At 60.3% G+C, this 17,274-nt stretch carries 14 protein-coding genes; 10 read left to right on the forward strand and 4 right to left on the reverse strand.

The genetic code is table 11. The annotated features are described in order from the left end of the window. Positions 1-61: 61 nt before the first annotated feature. Both ACSQ36_RS19675 and ACSQ36_RS19680 read right to left on the reverse strand, forming a co-directional pair. Positions 62-2,047 (reverse strand): methyl-accepting chemotaxis protein, encoded by a 1,986-nt coding sequence (locus tag ACSQ36_RS19675; RefSeq protein WP_436183256.1) that lies wholly within the window; start codon positions 2,045-2,047, stop codon positions 62-64. A gap of 39 nt (positions 2,048-2,086) precedes the next feature. After that, positions 2,087-2,407, reverse strand: a complete 321-nt coding sequence (locus tag ACSQ36_RS19680) for a hypothetical protein (RefSeq protein ID WP_436183257.1) — start codon at positions 2,405-2,407, stop codon at positions 2,087-2,089. 93 nt (positions 2,408-2,500) lie between these two features. On the opposite strand from ACSQ36_RS19680, the gene ACSQ36_RS19685 reads away from it, so the two are divergent. From ACSQ36_RS19685 to ACSQ36_RS19700, 4 genes are all read left to right on the forward strand, one after another. Continuing rightward, entirely contained in the window at positions 2,501-3,679 is a 1,179-nt protein-coding gene (locus ACSQ36_RS19685) for a quaternary amine ABC transporter ATP-binding protein (protein ID WP_213764357.1), read from the forward strand. Further along, positions 3,672-4,574 (forward strand): choline ABC transporter permease subunit, encoded by a 903-nt coding sequence (gene choW / locus ACSQ36_RS19690; protein ID WP_213764358.1) that lies wholly within the window; start codon positions 3,672-3,674, stop codon positions 4,572-4,574. The genes ACSQ36_RS19685 and choW overlap by 8 nt, the downstream gene beginning before the upstream one ends. A gap of 76 nt (positions 4,575-4,650) precedes the next feature. Then, positions 4,651-5,655, forward strand: coding sequence for a GlxA family transcriptional regulator (locus ACSQ36_RS19695; RefSeq protein ID WP_213764359.1), 1,005 nt, complete (start codon positions 4,651-4,653; stop codon positions 5,653-5,655). A gap of 77 nt (positions 5,656-5,732) precedes the next feature. Next, on the forward strand, positions 5,733-6,686 hold the full coding sequence (locus ACSQ36_RS19700) for a choline ABC transporter substrate-binding protein (protein WP_436183258.1): 954 nt from the start codon (positions 5,733-5,735) through the stop codon (positions 6,684-6,686). A 1,108-nt stretch (positions 6,687-7,794) separates the two neighbouring features. Here the strand turns inward: ACSQ36_RS19700 and ACSQ36_RS19705 are convergent. Together ACSQ36_RS19705 and ACSQ36_RS19710 are read right to left on the reverse strand one after the other, a co-directional pair. Continuing rightward, the gene (locus ACSQ36_RS19705) at positions 7,795-8,901 is read right to left on the reverse strand and encodes a GlxA family transcriptional regulator (protein ID WP_436183259.1); all 1,107 of its coding nucleotides are present in this window, start codon (positions 8,899-8,901) and stop codon (positions 7,795-7,797) included. A 289-nt stretch (positions 8,902-9,190) separates the two neighbouring features. Beyond that, the gene (locus tag ACSQ36_RS19710; protein WP_436183260.1) at positions 9,191-9,325 is read right to left on the reverse strand and encodes a hypothetical protein; all 135 of its coding nucleotides are present in this window, start codon (positions 9,323-9,325) and stop codon (positions 9,191-9,193) included. Between the two features lie 837 nt (positions 9,326-10,162). Here ACSQ36_RS19710 and ACSQ36_RS19715 point away from each other — a divergent pair. Genes ACSQ36_RS19715 through ACSQ36_RS19740 form a run of 6 tightly spaced genes read left to right on the forward strand, consistent with a single transcriptional unit; the run spans position 10,163 to position 17,267 of the window. Beyond that, positions 10,163-11,557: an L-serine ammonia-lyase gene (locus ACSQ36_RS19715; RefSeq protein WP_436183261.1), complete on the forward strand. Its 1,395-nt coding sequence runs from the start codon at positions 10,163-10,165 to the stop codon at positions 11,555-11,557. A gap of 40 nt (positions 11,558-11,597) precedes the next feature. Then, on the forward strand, positions 11,598-12,842 hold the full coding sequence (locus tag ACSQ36_RS19720) for a sarcosine oxidase subunit beta family protein (protein ID WP_414954231.1): 1,245 nt from the start codon (positions 11,598-11,600) through the stop codon (positions 12,840-12,842). Between the two features lie 19 nt (positions 12,843-12,861). Continuing rightward, complete coding sequence (locus ACSQ36_RS19725) at positions 12,862-13,164, forward strand: sarcosine oxidase subunit delta (RefSeq protein ID WP_436183262.1); 303 nt, start codon at positions 12,862-12,864, stop codon at positions 13,162-13,164. Next, positions 13,161-16,163 carry a sarcosine oxidase subunit alpha family protein gene (locus ACSQ36_RS19730; RefSeq protein WP_436183263.1) on the forward strand — a complete coding sequence of 1,001 codons (3,003 nt, stop codon included), beginning with the start codon at positions 13,161-13,163 and terminating at the stop codon, positions 16,161-16,163. Before ACSQ36_RS19725 ends, ACSQ36_RS19730 begins: the two co-directional genes overlap by 4 nt. Beyond that, positions 16,153-16,803, forward strand: coding sequence for a sarcosine oxidase subunit gamma (locus tag ACSQ36_RS19735; protein ID WP_213764367.1), 651 nt, complete (start codon positions 16,153-16,155; stop codon positions 16,801-16,803). Before ACSQ36_RS19730 ends, ACSQ36_RS19735 begins: the two co-directional genes overlap by 11 nt. After that, positions 16,800-17,267 (forward strand): dihydroneopterin aldolase, encoded by a 468-nt coding sequence (locus ACSQ36_RS19740; RefSeq protein WP_436183264.1) that lies wholly within the window; start codon positions 16,800-16,802, stop codon positions 17,265-17,267. The genes ACSQ36_RS19735 and ACSQ36_RS19740 overlap by 4 nt, the downstream gene beginning before the upstream one ends. Positions 17,268-17,274 lie beyond the last annotated feature (7 nt).

A 17,274-nucleotide genomic window follows, 5' to 3' on the forward strand; every position in this document is an offset into this window, starting at 1 on the left:
CGAGGTGCGGCGTGAATTCCGCGCGGCGGTGTTCGAATCATCCGCCGCGCCCCGCTCGCCATTACAGCCTGAACACGCTCACGGCGCGGCTCAACTGTTCGGCTTGCTCAAGCAAGCCGGCTGTCGATTGTTCCGCCTCGCCGACCAGCGCCGCATTCTGTTGAGTCGCTTCGCCGATCTGCGCCACGGCAAGATTCACTTGCTCGATGCCGCTCGATTGCTCGCGCGACGCCACGCTGATCTCGCCAATGATTGCGTTCACCCGCGCGACGCGCTCCACGATCCCGTTCATCGTGCCGCGGGCTTCTTCGGCGATCCGGTAACCATCGGCGACCCGGCCTACCGAGTCGGCGATCAGCGCCTCGATCTCCTTGACCGCTGCGGCGCTGCGCTGAGCCAGTCCGCGCACCTCCGACGCCACCACGGCAAAGCCCCTGCCGTGCTCGCCGGCTCGCGCGGCTTCGACGGCCGCGTTCAACGCCAGGATGTTGGTCTGGAACGCGATACCTTCGATCACCGACGTGATGTCTGAAATCTTGCGCGCGGACGCATCGATTTCCCCCATCGTCGCGACGACGCGGCCCACCGCTTCACCACCAGCGCGCGCTGCATCGGATGCCGATGCCACCAGTTGATCCGCCTGCGCCGTGTTGGCGGCGTTCTGTTGCACGGTGGATGTGATCTGCTCCATGCTCGCCGCCGTTTCTTCGAGACTGCTGGCCTGCGTCGCGATGCGCTGCGCGATGTCGCTGCTGCCCGCTGCCATCCGTCCCGTGCCGTCCGACATATCCGACGACGCGCTGCGCACCTGCGTCACGATGCGCGCAAGACCGGTCGCAATCCCGTCGATGGCAATCATCAGCCGGCCGATATCATCCTCCCGCGTGGTCGCGAGCCGCACGCTCAGATCGCCTGCCGCGATGCGTTCGGAGGCCCGTGTGAGTTCCGCGAGCGGCCGCCCCACCAGCCGGGCTACCGCGAACAGCAGCACGGCCACGAACGCGGCGATCACCACTAGCCCGATCAGCAGGAAACGGTTGCGCGTGGCGTGCACGCCCGCGAGCAACTCGTCGCGATACGCAATCCCGCCAATCAGCCATTGCCATTCCGGAACCGTGCGAAACACGATTTCCTTCGCCCCGCCGTGCACCTTGGGATCTGCGGCGTCTGCGATCTCGGGGGCATCGAAGGAAAGACGGCCTTCTTTCGCGTCGAGCATCTGCTTGAACGGTGCGATGCGTTCATCGGCAAGCGGGGCAGTGCTACCCGCCACGCTCGTAGGACCGCCCACGCTCGGATGCACGAGCAGCTTGCCGCGATTCGGCCCATTCGATGCATCGACGACGAAGAAATAGCCGTTTTGGCCGATCGTCAGGTCGCGAATGTTCTGCTGCAGCGTTGCGATTTCCGGTGTGACGTCCACGCCGACAAACAATGCGCCGATCACGCGGCCCGAGGAATCGGTGACGGGTTTGTACTCGGTGATGTACTGCTTGCCGAAGAGTGTCGCCATGCCGATAAAACGTTTCCCGCCCAGCATGGGCGCGTACGCCGGGCCTTTCCGGTCGAGCAGCGTACCGATCGCGCGTGCGCCGTCCTGCTTTTTCAACGACGTCGTCACGCGCACGAAGTCGTCGCCGGTGCGCGCGAACACCGTCGCGATTGCGCCGCTGCGTTCGAGGAACTGATCGGGAATCGAGAAATCGAGGTTCATCGGCTTGTCGCCGGCCTTGAATGTGGGTGTTGCGACGCCGCCGATATCCACCTTCTGCGTTTCATCGAGCGTGAAATCCGGGGGCAGAAAGCTTGAGAACAGCGTCATGTAGCGCTCGACTTCGGCGCTGACGGCTTTGTCGTAGAGGCGGATCATTGTGTCGATCGCGCGGTCGTCGTCGTTTATGCGCTCGAGCGCTTGTGCATCGATTTGCTGACCGGCCAGATGCGTGACCGCAATGGTAAACCCGGCTACGACCGTGGCCGCGAGTGCGCAGGCGAGGATGGCGAACTTCGCGCCGACACTGGCCCGGCGGATGTTGAATAGAGACATAGATGAACTGATCAAGCGAGATGTAGGGAAGATGAATGGTTAACGGCGCCGGCTCGGGGTTCTTGATCGCTCCGCTTCCGCCGCGTCCTGTTCGCAAGCGCTGCAAAGCAGCCAAAACCCGACATCGTCCACGCAGCCACGTTCCTGGAATATGATGGCCCGACGGTAAAAACGCCTCCAACCCGGACGACACACCGGCGAAATTCCAAAAAAACTTAACGAAACGACCGTCCACTTGCTCTGGCGCGACATGAAAAAAAGCGCCAAAATCGGCTCGGCACTGCTCGCAAACCCTTGCCCCATAAGCCTCCGGCTTTCCATCTGCCAAAAAAAGAAAAACAAGGTGTCGTATTTCCACATGTGACTGTCGGAAATAGTCGGCAACCCGCACTTTTTTCTGGCAACTATGTATGCAGAGCGCGGACGCACGTCCGCCAACCAGGAGAGCGTTCGATGAATTCCCACAAGGTCGTGGTCGAAAACCTGTGCAAGGTGTTCGGCACGAGCCCGAAGCAGGCGATCGACATGCTTGCCGGCGGCGCAACGAAGGAAGAAGTTTTCGCCCGCACCGGACAGATTGTCGGCGTCCATAACGTGTCCTTCGAAGTGAAGGAAGGCGAGATTTTCGTGCTGATGGGCTTGTCGGGTTCAGGCAAATCGACACTGATCCGCCTCATCAACCGGCTGGTCGAACCGACTGCCGGCAAGGTGCTGATCGATGGCCGCGACGTGGCTTCCGTCCCGCGTTCCGAACTGACGTCGCTGCGCCGCAAAGACATGAGCATGGTGTTCCAGTCATTCGCGCTCATGCCGCAACGCACGGTGCTGTCGAACGCGGCGTTCGGGCTTGAAGTGGCGGGCATCGGGCGCAAGGAACGCGAGAAACGCGCGATGGCCGTGCTCGAGCAAGTGGGTCTGGCGCCGTTCGCGCAGAAGCTGCCGGCGCAGTTGTCGGGCGGGATGCAGCAGCGTGTAGGCCTCGCACGGGCGCTGGCCGTGAACCCGTCGCTGATGATCATGGACGAGGCGTTCTCCGCGCTCGATCCGCTCAAACGCAAGGAAATGCAGAACGTGCTGCTCGATCTGCAACGCGAACAGCAGCGCACGATCATGTTCGTGTCGCACGATCTGGAGGAAGCGCTGCGCATTGGTACACGGATCGCGATCATGGAAGGCGGCAAGGTCGTGCAGATCGGTACGCCGCAGGAAATCATCTCGAACCCCGCCGATGACTACGTGCGCGCGTTCTTCGAAGGAATCGACACCAGCCGTTACCTGACCGCCGGCGACCTGATGCAGACGGACGTGGTGCCGTTGATGAAGCACGGTTCGCAGATCGATGCATCGAGCGTTTCGCAGGCGCTCAACGGCAGCGCCGACTACGCGTTCGTGATGGACCACGAGCGCAAGATCCGCGGTTTCGTGTGCCGCGATGCGATCGGCCAGGCGTCGCCGGAAATCAATCTTATCGAATGCATCCAGCGCACCACGCCGCTTGATATTGTCGTCAGCCGGGTGGTCGCCAGCCGTGCACCGCTGCCGGTAGTGGAAGCGGACGGATCGTATTGTGGTTCGGTCAACAAGACGAATGTTCTCAAGGCCCTGACTCGGCATCGAGGTTCCCATGTCTGAAATTATCCCGCTCGGCACGTGGGTCGATCACGGTGTCAAATACCTGCTCGACCACGATGCAAACACCTTCGACGCGATCGGCAAAGTCATCGAGAGCTTTGCGGCGCTGGTCGAACACGGCCTGCAGGCCATTCCGATGTGGCTGATGATGGCGATTTTTGTTGGCATCGGCTTGTGGCGCGTCGGCTGGCGGTTTGCGCTATTCACGTTGCTGTCGTTGCTGCTGATCTATGCCACGGGCTTCTGGGACGAGATGGTGATCACGCTCGGCCTCACGCTGTCCGCCACGCTGATCAGTTTGTTGCTTGGCATTCCGCTTGGGATCTGGACGGCGAAGAGCAAGACCATCGAGACGATCGTGCGTCCGGTGCTCGACCTGATGCAGACCATGCCCGCGTTCGTGTACCTGATTCCGGCAGCCATGCTGTTCGGTCTTGGCCGCGTGCCGGGGATCTTGTCGACGGTTATCTTTGCCATGCCGCCCGCCGTGCGTCTGACGTCGCTCGGTATCAAGCATGTCAACCGCGAGATCGTGGAGGCGGGTCAGGCGTTCGGCTGCACGCCGTGGCAACTGCTGTACAAGGTGCAGTTTCCGAACGCGCTGCCGTCCATCATGACCGGCGTCAACCAGACCATCATGATGGCGCTGTCCATGGTGATCATCGCTTCGATGGTCGGTGCAGGCGGTCTGGGTAACGACGTGCTGGCGAGTATTCAGCGGCTGGACATTGGGCTTGGGTTTGAGAGCGGCTTGTCGGTGGTGTTGCTCGCGATCATTCTTGACCGCATCACGGAAAGTTTTGGCCGGTCGCCGGGTATGGCGCGGGCGCCGTTGTTGTCGGGGATTCGCAGCGTGATGCGCGTGCGCCGTGCGCCGGCTACGCAGCGAGGTTGAGCAGCAGAGTCAAGCATCAGATGAGCGATTAGATCAGGCAGCGAAGTCAGGCCAAGGCCCCAAGGATAAAAACCCGATGAAACGCGACGCGATGGTGCCGAACCGGATTCATCCTGCTGAGAATTCACCGTTATCGAAGCTGGCGCACTTCGGGTTCCTGACGCTGCCTAATTTTTCGATGATCGCGTTCACCAGCGCGATCGAAGTGTTACGCATGGCGAACTATGTTGGCCGGGCGGAGCACTACACGTGGTCGGTGATCACGCCGGACGGTGAACCGGCGCGTGCGAGCAACGGCATTACCGTGAAGCCGACTAAAACGCTGGCTGAAGCGGGCATGCCGGATGTGTTGATCGTGTGCGCGGGCTGGCATGTGCGCGATTACGTGGATGACAAGGTGATCGCGTTGCTGCAGCACGTCGCGGCGCAAGGCGTGCCGCTTGGCGGCGTGTGCACGGGTCCGTATGCGTTGCTCGCGGCGAACTTGCTGGACGGGTATCGATGCACGGTGCATTGGGAGGACATGTCGCCGTTGCACAAGCGTTTCCCCGATGTGCGATTCGCCGATGAACTCTTTGTGATCGACCGTGATCGCGTGACCTGCACGGGCGGGACCGCGCCGCTTGACCTCATGCTGAACCTGGTTGGCCAGCGGCTTGGTCAGGCGCACGCGGCTCAGGTTTCCGAGCAGTTCATCGTAGAGCGCATTCGCGGCACGACGGATTACCAGCATATTCCCGTCGATGCCCGCGTCGGGTTTTCACGTGCCGAGTTGATTGAAGTGGTGCGGCTGATGGAGGCGAACATTGAAGAGCCTTTGTCGCTTGAGGAGCTTGCGCGGCTGGTGAAGCTTTCGCAGCGTCATTTGCAGCGCATGTTCAAGATGTTCCTGAGTGTCTCGCCGACGCATTATTACCTCACGTTGCGGCTGCGGCGAGCGCGCGAGTTGTTACGTAATACCGATGCATCGATCTCGCGTGTGACGGCCGTGTGCGGCTTTCATTCGCCGTGTCATTTCAGCAAGGCGTACCGCGCGCAGTTTGGCCACGCGCCGAGTATTGAGCGCAGGCAATCGGCTTGATGATCCATTTTCAGACGTGGTGCGCTCATTGGGGCGCGGCATCGTCGTGTCTGGTGGTTTCCAAAATAGGGAGAAACATGAAACTTCACGGAATCGCGTCGTCGTGCGCGCTGGCTGTCTTGCTGAATATCACGATGTCCGGCGGCGCGTTTGCGTCTGATCCGGCCACGTGCCAGAACGTCCGTTTCGCCGATGTAGGCTGGACCGATATTGCCGCGACCACGGGTCTGGCGACCACCGTGCTGCAGGGCCTTGGATATAAACCGACGAAGACCATCGCGTCGGTGCCTATTACTTTTGCCGGTATCAAGAACAAGCAGATCGACGTATTCCTGGGTTACTGGTCGCCGACGATGGACCCCATTGTCGAGCCGTTCCAGAAAGCGGGGCAGGTGAAGGTATTGGCGCCGCCTAACCTGACGGGCGCGAAGTACACGTTGGCGGTTCCGGACTATGCGTATAACGGCGGCCTGAAGTCATTCGCCGATATTGCCAAGAACTACGACAAGCTTGACGGCAAGATCTACGGTATTGAGCCGGGTAATGACGGCAATGCGTTGATCAAGAAGATGATCGATTCGAATCAGTATGGGCTTGGCAAGTTCAAGATGGTGGAGTCGAGCGAGGCGGGCATGCTGGTGGAAGTGGGCCGTGCGATTCGCGAGAAGAAGTGGATTGTGTTTCTGGGTTGGGAACCGCATCCGATGAACGTGACGATGAAGATTGATTATCTGAGTGGTGGGGATGATGTGTTCGGGCCGAACTATGGTGAGGCCAAGGTGTTGACGGTGACGCCGCCGGATTATGCTGCGCGATGCCCGAATGTGGCGAAGCTGGTTGATAATTTGCGGTTCTCGACGGACATTGAGAATCATGTGATGACGCCGATCATGAACAAGACTGATCCGAATGTCGCTGCGAAGCAGTGGCTGAAGGCGAATCCGGCTGTGCTGGATAAGTGGCTGGCGGGGGTGAAGACGTTTGACGGCAAGGATGGGCTGCCGGTTGTGAGGGCTTACGTAGCACAGTGAGGGTTGCTCGCGCCGGTGGACCGAGGGGGTTTGCTGGTGCGAGTGGGCGGGTTTGGTGGTTTGGTGGTTAGCGGTTGGGGTCAGTGCCGGGGTGGTGGTTTCGGTGTTAGTGGTCAGGGGTCAATGCCGGGTTGCTGCTTTCAGCGTTAGCGGTCTGCGAGAGTCGGATTTTCTCTTTATCACTATTAGCCACTGTGCGTGGCGGCACGTCATTTCTTTGTCCAAAGCGACAAAGAAACGAAGCAAAGAAAGCGCTTTTAAACCACGCTACCCTAAGTGTCCACAGCGTGCAGTTTCTATTCATAGGTGCCCCAAAAGCACGGTGCTCGCCAGAGCCACGGATGTTTGAACCCCTCCTTCTCGCGAATCCTGACACGAACACGCTTCGCCCCGTACGCTCTCGGGCAAGCACATTTGCTAAGGAATCCGCACGGCCCTACGGGTATTTACGGCTCCGGTTTTGACGGGTTAGCTACCTGGTCTGTGTGACCGTATTCATTGGCCACAGCTTGATGCGTGTTTGTGTTTACTGCTTCAGTTTTTGTGAATTGGCTGCGCGTTCTGTACAGCTATTTTCGTCGGTTACGGCCTTACGCATTCTGCAGCATCGTTTCTTGGCGGGTTGGCTACATGGTTCGTTATGCATACAAATTTGGAGGGTGGTTCACGCGGATAGCGCGGGGTGGTCCTTGGGCAGGTTCAATCACTGGTGGCGAAGCGTGTGGGTATCGGTGTTCGGAGAAGGAGGGGTTCACACATCCTCCGCTCTGGCGAGCACCGTGCTTTTGGGGCACCTATGAATCAAAACTGCACGCTGTGGACACTTAGGGTAGCGTGGTTGAAAGCGTTTTCTTTGCTTCGTTTCTTTGTCGCTAAGGACCAAGAAATGACGTGCCGCCACGCACAGTGGCTAATAGTGATAAAGAGAAAATCCGACTCTTGCAGACCGCTAAGGCCGAAAGCAGCAACCCGGCATTGACTCCGACCGCTAACCTCGGAACCTAACACTCTGGCACTGACCCCGACCACTAACCCCAGAACCGACCACCCCGACCGCCAACCCCCAAACCATGCCCCCCGCCCAACCCCCGAACAGTGCGAACGCCCCCTAAATCGCCCGCGCCCGCCCCGGAAACGTCTCATCAAAATCCGCGGCAAGGTCGAGCGTCGCAACGCTCGCTGCATCGTCCGCCGCTGCCGTGCCACGCTGCTCCCGATACATCATCGGCGCAAGCCCGAACTGCTTCCTGAACTCCCGCCCCAAATGCGACGCATCAGAAAAACCGCAACTCGACGCAATGTCCGCCACCGTCTTGTCCGAACTCGTCAGCAACCACGCAGCCGTGCGCAACCGAACCTGCTTCGCATAAGCCTGCGGTGCCTTGCCGGTCTCCGCCTTGAACAAACGCTCCAACTGCCGCGTCGATAAATCCAGCTTGTGCGCAAGCTCATCGAGCGTCAACGAACGCCCCACATGCTGCTCCATCAGCAAGATCGCGCGCTTCACTTTCGGATGCGTGGCAGGCGCAAGCCCCGGCGGATGCGGCTGCGGCGCATTGCCCTTCTGCATGTCGTCCACCAGCAAAATGCGCAACGCTTTTTGTATCGTGGCAGCCTCGAAATGGCGCAGCAAAATGGCCGCGGCAACATCAATCGACGCCCGTCCGCCCGAACACGTAATGCGCCGGTGATCCATCACGAACAAACGGTCCGCAACCAGCATCTCTTCATTCACACCCGGAAAACGCTCGACGAAATCCCAGTAGTGAAACCAGCTCACACAGATCCGATAACCCTCCAGCACGCCGGCCCGCATCAGGGAAAACACACCCGTGCAAATGCCGACAAGCGTGGCGTCCGTGGTCGCGGCGCGACGGATGAATTGCAGCGTGGCATCGCTCGCGCCCGCGCCGGAATGCAGCAGGCCACCCACGACCACCACATAGTCGAAAGACTCAGCCTTCTCGAAGGTTTCCCAAGGCGTGATCTGGATGCCGCAACTCGCCCGCACCGGCGCAAGCGTTTCCCCAATCACACTCCATGAGCACCGAACCGGCTTGCTGAAATCGCCTTCATCAGCCGACAGGCGCAATAAATCGACGAAGCCGGAAAATGCCGTCAACGTGAAATTCGGCAGCAACACAATGCCAAAACGGATGCGCTGTTTGGACGCCGTGTCGGGCGATTGAGGGGGAAGAAGGTCAGCGGGATTCATGCGCTTGCCATTGATGTGCAGCCGTCATTCGGGCCATAGGTGACGGGCGACATGGCGGCCCGGTAATCAATCAGCATATCACCGTCATTAACTGGTTTGAAATACCGGAATTCACGCGGGCATCGAGGCGCTCGGGATTTTTGATACCCCTTCCACATAATCCGGAAAGGAAAACGACTTGCCCCCTTGGTCAGGGCAAGCCGTTTCCGATAGCCGGCTGCGTACCCGGCTATTTCCGAAAGCATTAAAGCGGGTTTAGTACGAGCTGGATACTGGCTTGGCGACCTGATTAATGAGCAGCGTGCTTGACGTGCTTGGCCTTCGTGTACTTGTGGTGATGATGCGGCTTTGCATACGACACAGCCGGTGCAGCAACCGCCGCAACAATAAGGACCGCGAGGACTTTCTTCAGAATATTGTTCATGGGGCGAACCTGATGGGCGAGAGTTTGATGACGGTTGATTCAAGCGCATTCAAAAATGCCGGCACAGTGTATCGCAGCGATTCTTCAACCCGGAAAGGGTAAATAAGACCTGCGTTGCAAGTGTTGTATAACCGCCGACACGTAAATCTTGCGCCGATTTTCCGCCTCCGCTCCTGCCCGATTTGTTGCATTACCCCACGTACCAAGATCGAAAAAGCGCCATGCTGCGCTTAGCTGCCTGAACCGCTAGCTGTCACCGGGGCTCCCGGTCCGCTCGGCGTTGCGGTACCCATGCCGGTTTGGGTTCCTGTTGATGAAGTCTTGGCGTGCTTCATCTTCTTCTGGTGCGACATGCCAGGATTTGCCGTCGTTCCCGCCGACTGGTTAGTGGTCTGAGCGTTGTCACCAGCCTGTAAGCCTGTGCTTGAACTCGGCGGATTGGTTTGGGCGAAAGCCGTGCTGGAGATGCAAAGTACGGCGCCGATCGCGCATGTCCTTGAGAGTGCCATTGAGAATTGCTTCATGCCTGGTTTCCTTTCTGTAAGACGGGCGAGGAGACGTCCATAGGTTGTCGACAGCGGGCAAGCGGACGCTCACTAGCTTGCTCGACAGCCTGTTCAGCATGCGACGTGCCACCACTATGGCGCCGGGCTACGCGGGCCGCCACCTGCCGGTTTCCGCCGCCGATCATCGCTAAAGCGCCTCGCCATCCACCCGCGTTGCGTTACTGACGCCGCCATCCCACGTGCATGCCGTTTTTGTTCTATCAGCGGAAATTGGCGTGCGGTGCAATGGCTACCTAGCGAAATCCCATGCAGTCCACCAACAAGGCACCTCATGAACGTCAGCGTTTTCGATCTGTTCAAGATCGGCATCGGTCCGTCAAGTTCGCATACGGTCGGCCCGATGATCGCAGCGTGCCGCTTCGCCTCGCATGTCGAGGACGCGAACCTGCTCGCGTTCGTGCGCCGCGTGCGGGTGGATTTGTTCGGCTCGCTGGGCGCGACCGGCAAGGGCCACGGTACCGATAAAGCCGTGCTGCTTGGACTCGAAGGCAATCTCCCCGACTCGATCGATCCGGATGCGATCGAACCGCGTCTGCGGGAGATCCGCGAGTGCAAGAGCTTGAACCTGCTCGGCAAGCACACGGTTAAATTCGACGAACGTGAGCACATCGGCTTCTTTCGCAAGTTGATGCCGGGCGCGCCTGGATCGAGCGTCGTGCATCCGAACGGGATGCGCTTCCAGGCCTTCGATGAAAACGGCCAGCTCGTCGTCGAAAAAGAGTACTACTCGGTTGGCGGCGGTTTCGTGATCAACAGTGAGGGCACGCGCGTGAACGGCGTGCAAACCGGTGGCGAGGTGCCCCACCCATTCCGCACCGGCGACGACCTGATGCGCGTGTGCCGTGAGACAGGGTTGTCGATTGCTGAAATTACGCTGCGCAACGAATGCGCATCGCGCTCAGAGCGTGAAGTGCGTGACGGCCTGCTCGCGATCTGGCGCGTGATGGCGGCGTGCGTGGAGCGCGGCTGCAAGGTGCGAGGCGAATTGCCCGGCCCGATGCACGTGAAACGCCGCGCTGCCGACCTTTCCGCGCAGTTGCGCAAGCATTCGGAGGAGTCGTTGCGCGATCCGCTCTCCATGCTCGACTGGGTCAACCTCTACGCGATGGCCGTGAACGAGGAGAACGCGGCGGGGGGCCGCGTGGTGACCGCCCCCACGAACGGCGCGGCCGGCGTGATCCCTGCCGTGCTGCATTACTACGTGAAGTTCATGCACAACTCGACCGACGAGGGCATTGTCACGTTTTTGCTGACGGCGGCGGCTATCGGGATCATCTACAAGGAAACGGCGTCTATCTCCGGCGCCGAAGTGGGCTGCCAGGGTGAAGTCGGCGTGGCGTGTTCAATGGCCGCAGCAGCGCTTGCCGCCGTCATGGGCGGTACGCCGACGCAAGTAGAAAACGCGGCCGAAATCGGTATGGAACACAACCTCGGCATGACCTGCGACCCCGTTGGCGGGCTCGTGCAGATACCCTGCATTGAACGCAACGCGATGGGCGCGATCAAGGCGCTCAACGCGGCGCGCATGGCTATGAAGGGTGACGGTACGCACTATGTGTCGCTCGACAACGTGATCAAGACCATGCGCGAAACCGGCGCGGACATGAAGACGAAATACAAGGAGACGTCGCGCGGCGGGTTGGCCGTGAACGTCATCGAGTGCTGATTTGAAGGTTTTGCAAGACTAACAAGTTTAAGGAAACACCATGAGCCGCTATTCGATATTCAGCCTGTTGCGCAACGGCATGTCGTATCACGAGAACTGGGAACGCCAGTGGAAAAGCCCGGAGCCCAAGCAGGAATACGACGTGGTGATCGTCGGCGGCGGCGGGCATGGTCTCGCGACGGCCTACTATCTTGCCAAGGAACATGGCGTGCGCAACGTCGCCGTGCTCGAGAAGGGCTGGATCGGCGGCGGTAATACGGCGCGCAACACAACCATCGTGCGTTCGAACTATCTGTGGGATGAATCGGCGGCGCTGTACGAAAAAGCGATGCAGTTGTGGGAAGGGCTTTCGCAAGACCTGAACTACAACGTGATGTTCAGCCAGCGCGGCGTGATGAACCTCGCGCATACGCTGCAAGACGTTCGGGATACTGAACGTCGCGTGAACGCGAACCGCTTGAATGGCGTCGATGCCGAATTCCTCACGCCTGAACAGATCAAGCAGATCGAGCCGACCATCAACCTGAATAGCCGCTATCCGGTGCTCGGTGCGTCCATCCAGCGGCGCGGCGGCGTGGCTCGTCATGATGCGGTTGCATGGGGGTTTGCACGCGGCGCGGATCAGGCAGGCGTGGATATCGTGCAGAACTGCCAGGTCACGGGGATTCGCCGCAATGGCAGCCAGGTGATCGGCGTGGATACCACGAAGGGTTTTATCAAAGCCAAGAAGGTGGCGGTCGTCGCAGCAGGCAACACCTCCACACTCGCCGATATGGCCGGCATCCGCCTTCCCCTGGAAAGCCATCCGTTGCAAGCACTTGTGTCTGAACCCATTAAGCCCGTGGTCAACACGGTGGTGATGTCGAACGCGGTGCACGCGTATATCAGCCAGTCCGATAAGGGCGATCTGGTGATCGGGGCGGGTGTCGACCAGTACACGGGCTTTGGTCAGCGTGGCAGTTTTCACATTATCGAAGGGACGTTGGAGGCGATCGTCGAGATGTTCCCGGTGTTCTCGCGTGTACGCATGAATCGGCAGTGGGGCGGGATTGTGGACGTGTCGCCGGATGCGTGCCCGATCATCAGCAAGACCGATGTGAAGGGGCTGTACTTCAACTGCGGCTGGGGTACGGGTGGCTTCAAGGCGACGCCGGGTTCGGGCTGGGCATACGCCCATACCATCGCGCACGATGAGCCTCACGCGTTGAACGCGCCGTTCTCCATCGACCGTTTCTACACCGGTCACCTGATCGACGAGCACGGCGCTGCGGCTGTCGCCCACTAACTGGCTTGAGGAAATAGACATGTTGCTGATTGAATGCCCCTGGTGCGGTCCACGCGCTGAAAGCGAATTCTCGTGCGGCGGCGAAGCCGATATCGCCCGCCCGCTCGACACCGAAAAACTCACCGACAAAGAATGGGGCGACTACCTGTTCATGCGCAAGAATCCGCGTGGCGTGCATCGTGAGCAATGGATGCACACGCAAGGTTGCCGGCGCTGGTTCATGGCACAACGCGACACCGTGAGCTACGCATTTCAGGGTTATGACACGTTCGCCCGACCGCTCGCCGTGATGGAATCGAAAGAAGAAGGACAACCGAAATGAGCCAGAAAGACCGACTCGCCACGGGCGGGCGCATCAACCGCGCCATCGCGCTCACGTTTACCTTCAACGGCAAGACATACCAGGGCCATCAGGGCGATACGCTCGCCTCCGCGCTGCTTGCGAACGGCGTGCATTTCGTTGCGCGCAGCTGGAAATATCACCGGCCGCGCGGCATTGTGACGGCCGACGTGGCAGAACCGAATGCCGTGGTTCAGCTTGAAACCGGCGCTTATACGGTGCCCAATGCGCGTGCCACCGAGATCGAGTTGTATCAGGGGCTGGTCGCCACGAGCGTGAATGCCAAGCCGAGCATCGAGAACGATCGCATGGCGGTGAACCAGAAGATCGCCCGGTTTATTCCGGCTGGCTTCTACTACAAGACCTTCATGTGGCCGCGCAAGTTCTGGCCGAAATACGAAGAAGTGATCCGCGACGCAGCGGGTCTCGGCAAAGCGCCCGAACACGTGGACGCAGATCGCTACGACAAATGTTTCGCGCATTGCGACGTGCTCGTGGTCGGCGCGGGGCCTTCAGGACTTGCGGCGGCGCATGCGGCGGGTTTGTCGGGTGCACGCGTGATTCTCGTCGATGACCAACCGGAACTCGGCGGTTCGTTGCTGTCGTATCGCACGGAAATCGATGGCGCGCCGGGCCTGAAGTGGGCGCAAAAAATTGAAGCTGAACTGCGCAAGATGCCGGAGGTGAAGATCCTGTGCCGCAGCACGGCGTTCGGTTATCAGGATCACAACCTCGTCACGATCACGCAGCGCTTGACCGAGCATTTGCCGGTATCGATGCGCAAAGGCACGCGGGAACTGCTGTGGAAAGTGCGCGCCAAGCGGGTCATTCTCGCCACGGGCGCGCAGGAACGGCCGATTGTATTTGGCAACAACGATCTTCCGGGCGTGATGCTGGCGTCGGCGGTGTCGTCGTACTTGCATCGCTATGCCGTGCTGCCGGGACGCAATGCGGTGGTCTTCACGAACAACGACGGCGGCTATCAATGCGCGCTCGATCTGAAGGCGGCAGGCGCGCAGGTGACGGTAGTAGACCCGCGTCTCGCCGATGACAAGGGCGCGTTGCAGGGCCAGGCCAAACGCTATGGCGTGAAGATACTGAACGGATCGGCCGTCACGGTGGCGCATGGCAAATTGCGCGTGGCGTCGGTCGAGGTCAACGCCTATTCGAACGGCACGGTCGGCGTGAAGCAAGCCGACTTGTCTTGCGACCTGCTCGCTGTGTCCGGCGGCTGGAGCCCGATCCTGCACCTGTTCGCGCAGTCCGGCGGCAAGGCGCACTGGCATGACGAAAAACTCTGCTTCGTACCCGGCAAAGCGATGCAGGCCGAGAGCAGCGTAGGCGCGTGTGCCGGTGAATTCACGCTCGCCCGTGCGATCCGTTTCGCGGTCGATGCCGGCGTGGACGCCGCGCGTGCCGCAGGTTTGATCGTTGCCCGCCCGACACCCGTGCAAGTGGCCGAGGTCAGCGAGGCGCCGCTCATGCCGTTGTGGTTGGTCGGTGGCCGTGAGCTGGCAACACGGGGTCCTAAGCAATTTATCGATTACCAAAACGACGTATCCGCCGCCGATATCTTCCTCGCCGCGCGTGAAGGGTTCGAGTCCGTTGAGCACGTGAAGCGTTACACGGCGATGGGCTTCGGCACCGACCAGGGCAAGCTCGGCAACATCAACGGCATGGCGATCCTGGCTCAGGCGCTGAACAAGACCATCCCCGAAACTGGCACCACGACCTTCCGTCCGAACTACACGCCGGTTACGTTCGGCACCTTCGCCGGCCGCGAGCTGGGCGAGTTCCTCGATCCCGTCCGCAAGACCGCTGTGCACGAATGGCACGTGGAAAATGGCGCGGCGTTCGAGGACGTCGGCAACTGGAAGCGGCCCTGGTACTACCCGAGGAACGGTGAAGACATGCATGCGGCGGTTGCGCGCGAGTCGCTGGCGACGCGCACCAGCGTTGGTATTCTGGATGCATCGACGCTTGGCAAGATCGACATTCAAGGTCCCGATGCCGCGAAGCTGCTCAACTGGGTCTACACGAACCCGTGGAGCAAGCTGGAAGTGGGCAAGTGCCGATACGGCCTGATGCTCGACGAAAACGGCATGATCTTTGACGACGGCGTGACCGTGCGTCTGTCCGACCAGCACTACATGATGACGACCACCACGGGCGGCGCCGCACGCGTGCTGACGTGGCTCGAACGCTGGCTGCAAACCGAGTGGCCCGACATGCGGGTGCGCCTGGCATCGGTGACGGATCACTGGGCGACGTTCGCTGTCGTCGGCCCGAACAGCCGGAAGGTGTTGCAGAAGGTCTGCCGCGATATCGACTTTGCGAACGCCGCGTTTCCGTTCATGAGCTATCGCGAAGGGACCGTGGCGGGCGCTGCGTCGCGCGTGATGCGAATCAGCTTCTCCGGCGAACTTGCTTACGAAGTCAACGTGCCGGCGAACGTTGGGCGCGCCGTGTGGGAAGCGCTCATGGCTGCCGGCGCCGAGTTCGACATCACGCCATATGGCACGGAAACCATGCATGTGCTGCGCGCCGAGAAGGGTTACATCATCGTCGGACAGGATACCGACGGCTCGATGACCCCGTACGACCTCGGCATGGGCGGACTGGTCGCGAAGTCGAAGGACTTTCTCGGCAAGCGTTCGCTGACGCGCTCGGATACGGCGAAGGCCGGGCGCAAGCAACTCGTCGGCTTGCTTGCTGAGGATGCGTCATTCGTGATTCCGGAAGGCTCGCAGATCGTGCCGGGTCCGTTCACCGGCGACACTGCGCCCATGCTCGGTCACGTCACATCCAGCTATTTCAGCCCTATTTTAAAGCGCTCGATTGCGATGGCCGTCATCAAGGGCGGTCTCGACAAGATCGGCGAATCAGTAATGATCCCGCTCGCCAACGGTAAGCAGATGCCGGCAAAAATCACCAGCTCGGTGTTCTACGACAGCGAAGGAGCACGTCAACATGTGGAATGAAAACAGAAGCAACCAGACGATCGTGGATCGTGCAATCGGGCAGGGCGTGTGGCAGGAATCGCCGCTGGTAGGCGTGGATGGCCTGCTGAAAAAACATCAGGCGAGTGCATCGAAGGCATTTCGTCTAGTCGAGCGGCCGTTCCTGGAACTGGTCAATGTGCGGGGTGACCTGCGTGATGCCGCGTTTGTTGCGGCAGTTGAGAGCGTGATTGGTTGCAAGCCGCCCGAGAAGCCGAATACGACGGCGACTGGCAATGGCTACGACCTGATCTGGCTCGGTCCCGACGAGTGGCTCGTACGCTCGGCCGCCGCGCATTCCGCGACGCAGGCTGCGCCGATGGAAGCCAGATTGCGCGAGGCGTTCAAGGGCTTGTTCGCAGCCGCCGTTGATATCGGCAGCGGTTACACCGTGCTCGACATCAGCGGCACGCGTACGCGTGATGTACTCGCACGCGGTTGTCCGCTCGATCTGCATCCGCGTTTGTTCGGTGTCGGCCAGTGTGCGCAGAGCCATTACTTCAAGGCCTCCGTGACGGTGCTGCCGACCGGTGACGACAGCTTTGACCTCGTGATCCGCCGCAGCTTTGCGGACTACTTCGTGAAGATGATGCTCGATGCGGCCGAGCCGCTGATGTCGTGAAACCGTACGAACCATTCGAAACATTAAGCGCAGGCGGACGCGGCTGGCGCATTGTTGTCGATGAGCTCGTGGTGCCTACGCGCATTGGTTTGCATGCTCAGGAGTATCCGGCGCCGCAACCCGTTGCTATCGATGCGAGCCTGCATTATCGAGGCGTACCGGCCGAGGAGAACGCGCACGAGCTGATCGATTACGAGGCCTGGTGTGCGGATGTGTCGGGTTATCTGGAGAGCAAGCCGCATACGCGCTTGCTCGAAACCCTGGCGGTGGAAATAGCGGCGCTGTCGTTCACCCGGTGGCCCGCGCTCGATGCGCTGACGCTGCTGCTGTATAAGCCGAAGATTCGCGAAGGCACGCGGCGCGTGGGCGTTGAGATCGACTGGCATCGTGCGGATTTCGACGCATGGCGTGCGTCGGTTGGGTTGCATACGGCGCAAACGGCGCATACGACGGTCACGCGCTGAAACGGCC

Origin of the sequence: Caballeronia sp. LjRoot34 (assembly GCF_964253815.1) — a bacterium.
Lineage (GTDB): Bacteria > Pseudomonadota > Gammaproteobacteria > Burkholderiales > Burkholderiaceae > Caballeronia.

Excerpts from the sequence above, each read along its gene's own strand:
- ACSQ36_RS19695 (WP_213764359.1), top strand. The coding sequence starts at position 4,651 with ATGAAACGCGACGCGATGGTGCCGAACCGGATTCATCCTGCTGAGAAT.
- ACSQ36_RS19735 (WP_213764367.1), top strand. The coding sequence starts at position 16,153 with ATGTGGAATGAAAACAGAAGCAACCAGACGATCGTGGATCGTGCAATC.
- ACSQ36_RS19700 (WP_436183258.1), top strand. The coding sequence starts at position 5,733 with ATGAAACTTCACGGAATCGCGTCGTCGTGCGCGCTGGCTGTCTTGCTG.
- ACSQ36_RS19715 (WP_436183261.1), top strand. The coding sequence starts at position 10,163 with ATGAACGTCAGCGTTTTCGATCTGTTCAAGATCGGCATCGGTCCGTCA.
- ACSQ36_RS19675 (WP_436183256.1), bottom strand. The coding sequence starts at position 2,047 with ATGTCTCTATTCAACATCCGCCGGGCCAGTGTCGGCGCGAAGTTCGCC.
- ACSQ36_RS19680 (WP_436183257.1), bottom strand. The coding sequence starts at position 2,407 with ATGTGGAAATACGACACCTTGTTTTTCTTTTTTTGGCAGATGGAAAGC.
- ACSQ36_RS19710 (WP_436183260.1), bottom strand. The coding sequence starts at position 9,325 with ATGAACAATATTCTGAAGAAAGTCCTCGCGGTCCTTATTGTTGCGGCG.
- ACSQ36_RS19720 (WP_414954231.1), top strand. The coding sequence starts at position 11,598 with ATGAGCCGCTATTCGATATTCAGCCTGTTGCGCAACGGCATGTCGTAT.
- ACSQ36_RS19725 (WP_436183262.1), top strand. The coding sequence starts at position 12,862 with ATGTTGCTGATTGAATGCCCCTGGTGCGGTCCACGCGCTGAAAGCGAA.
- ACSQ36_RS19705 (WP_436183259.1), bottom strand. The coding sequence starts at position 8,901 with ATGAATCCCGCTGACCTTCTTCCCCCTCAATCGCCCGACACGGCGTCC.
- ACSQ36_RS19685 (WP_213764357.1), top strand. The coding sequence starts at position 2,501 with ATGAATTCCCACAAGGTCGTGGTCGAAAACCTGTGCAAGGTGTTCGGC.
- choW (WP_213764358.1), top strand. The coding sequence starts at position 3,672 with ATGTCTGAAATTATCCCGCTCGGCACGTGGGTCGATCACGGTGTCAAA.
- ACSQ36_RS19730 (WP_436183263.1), top strand. The coding sequence starts at position 13,161 with ATGAGCCAGAAAGACCGACTCGCCACGGGCGGGCGCATCAACCGCGCC.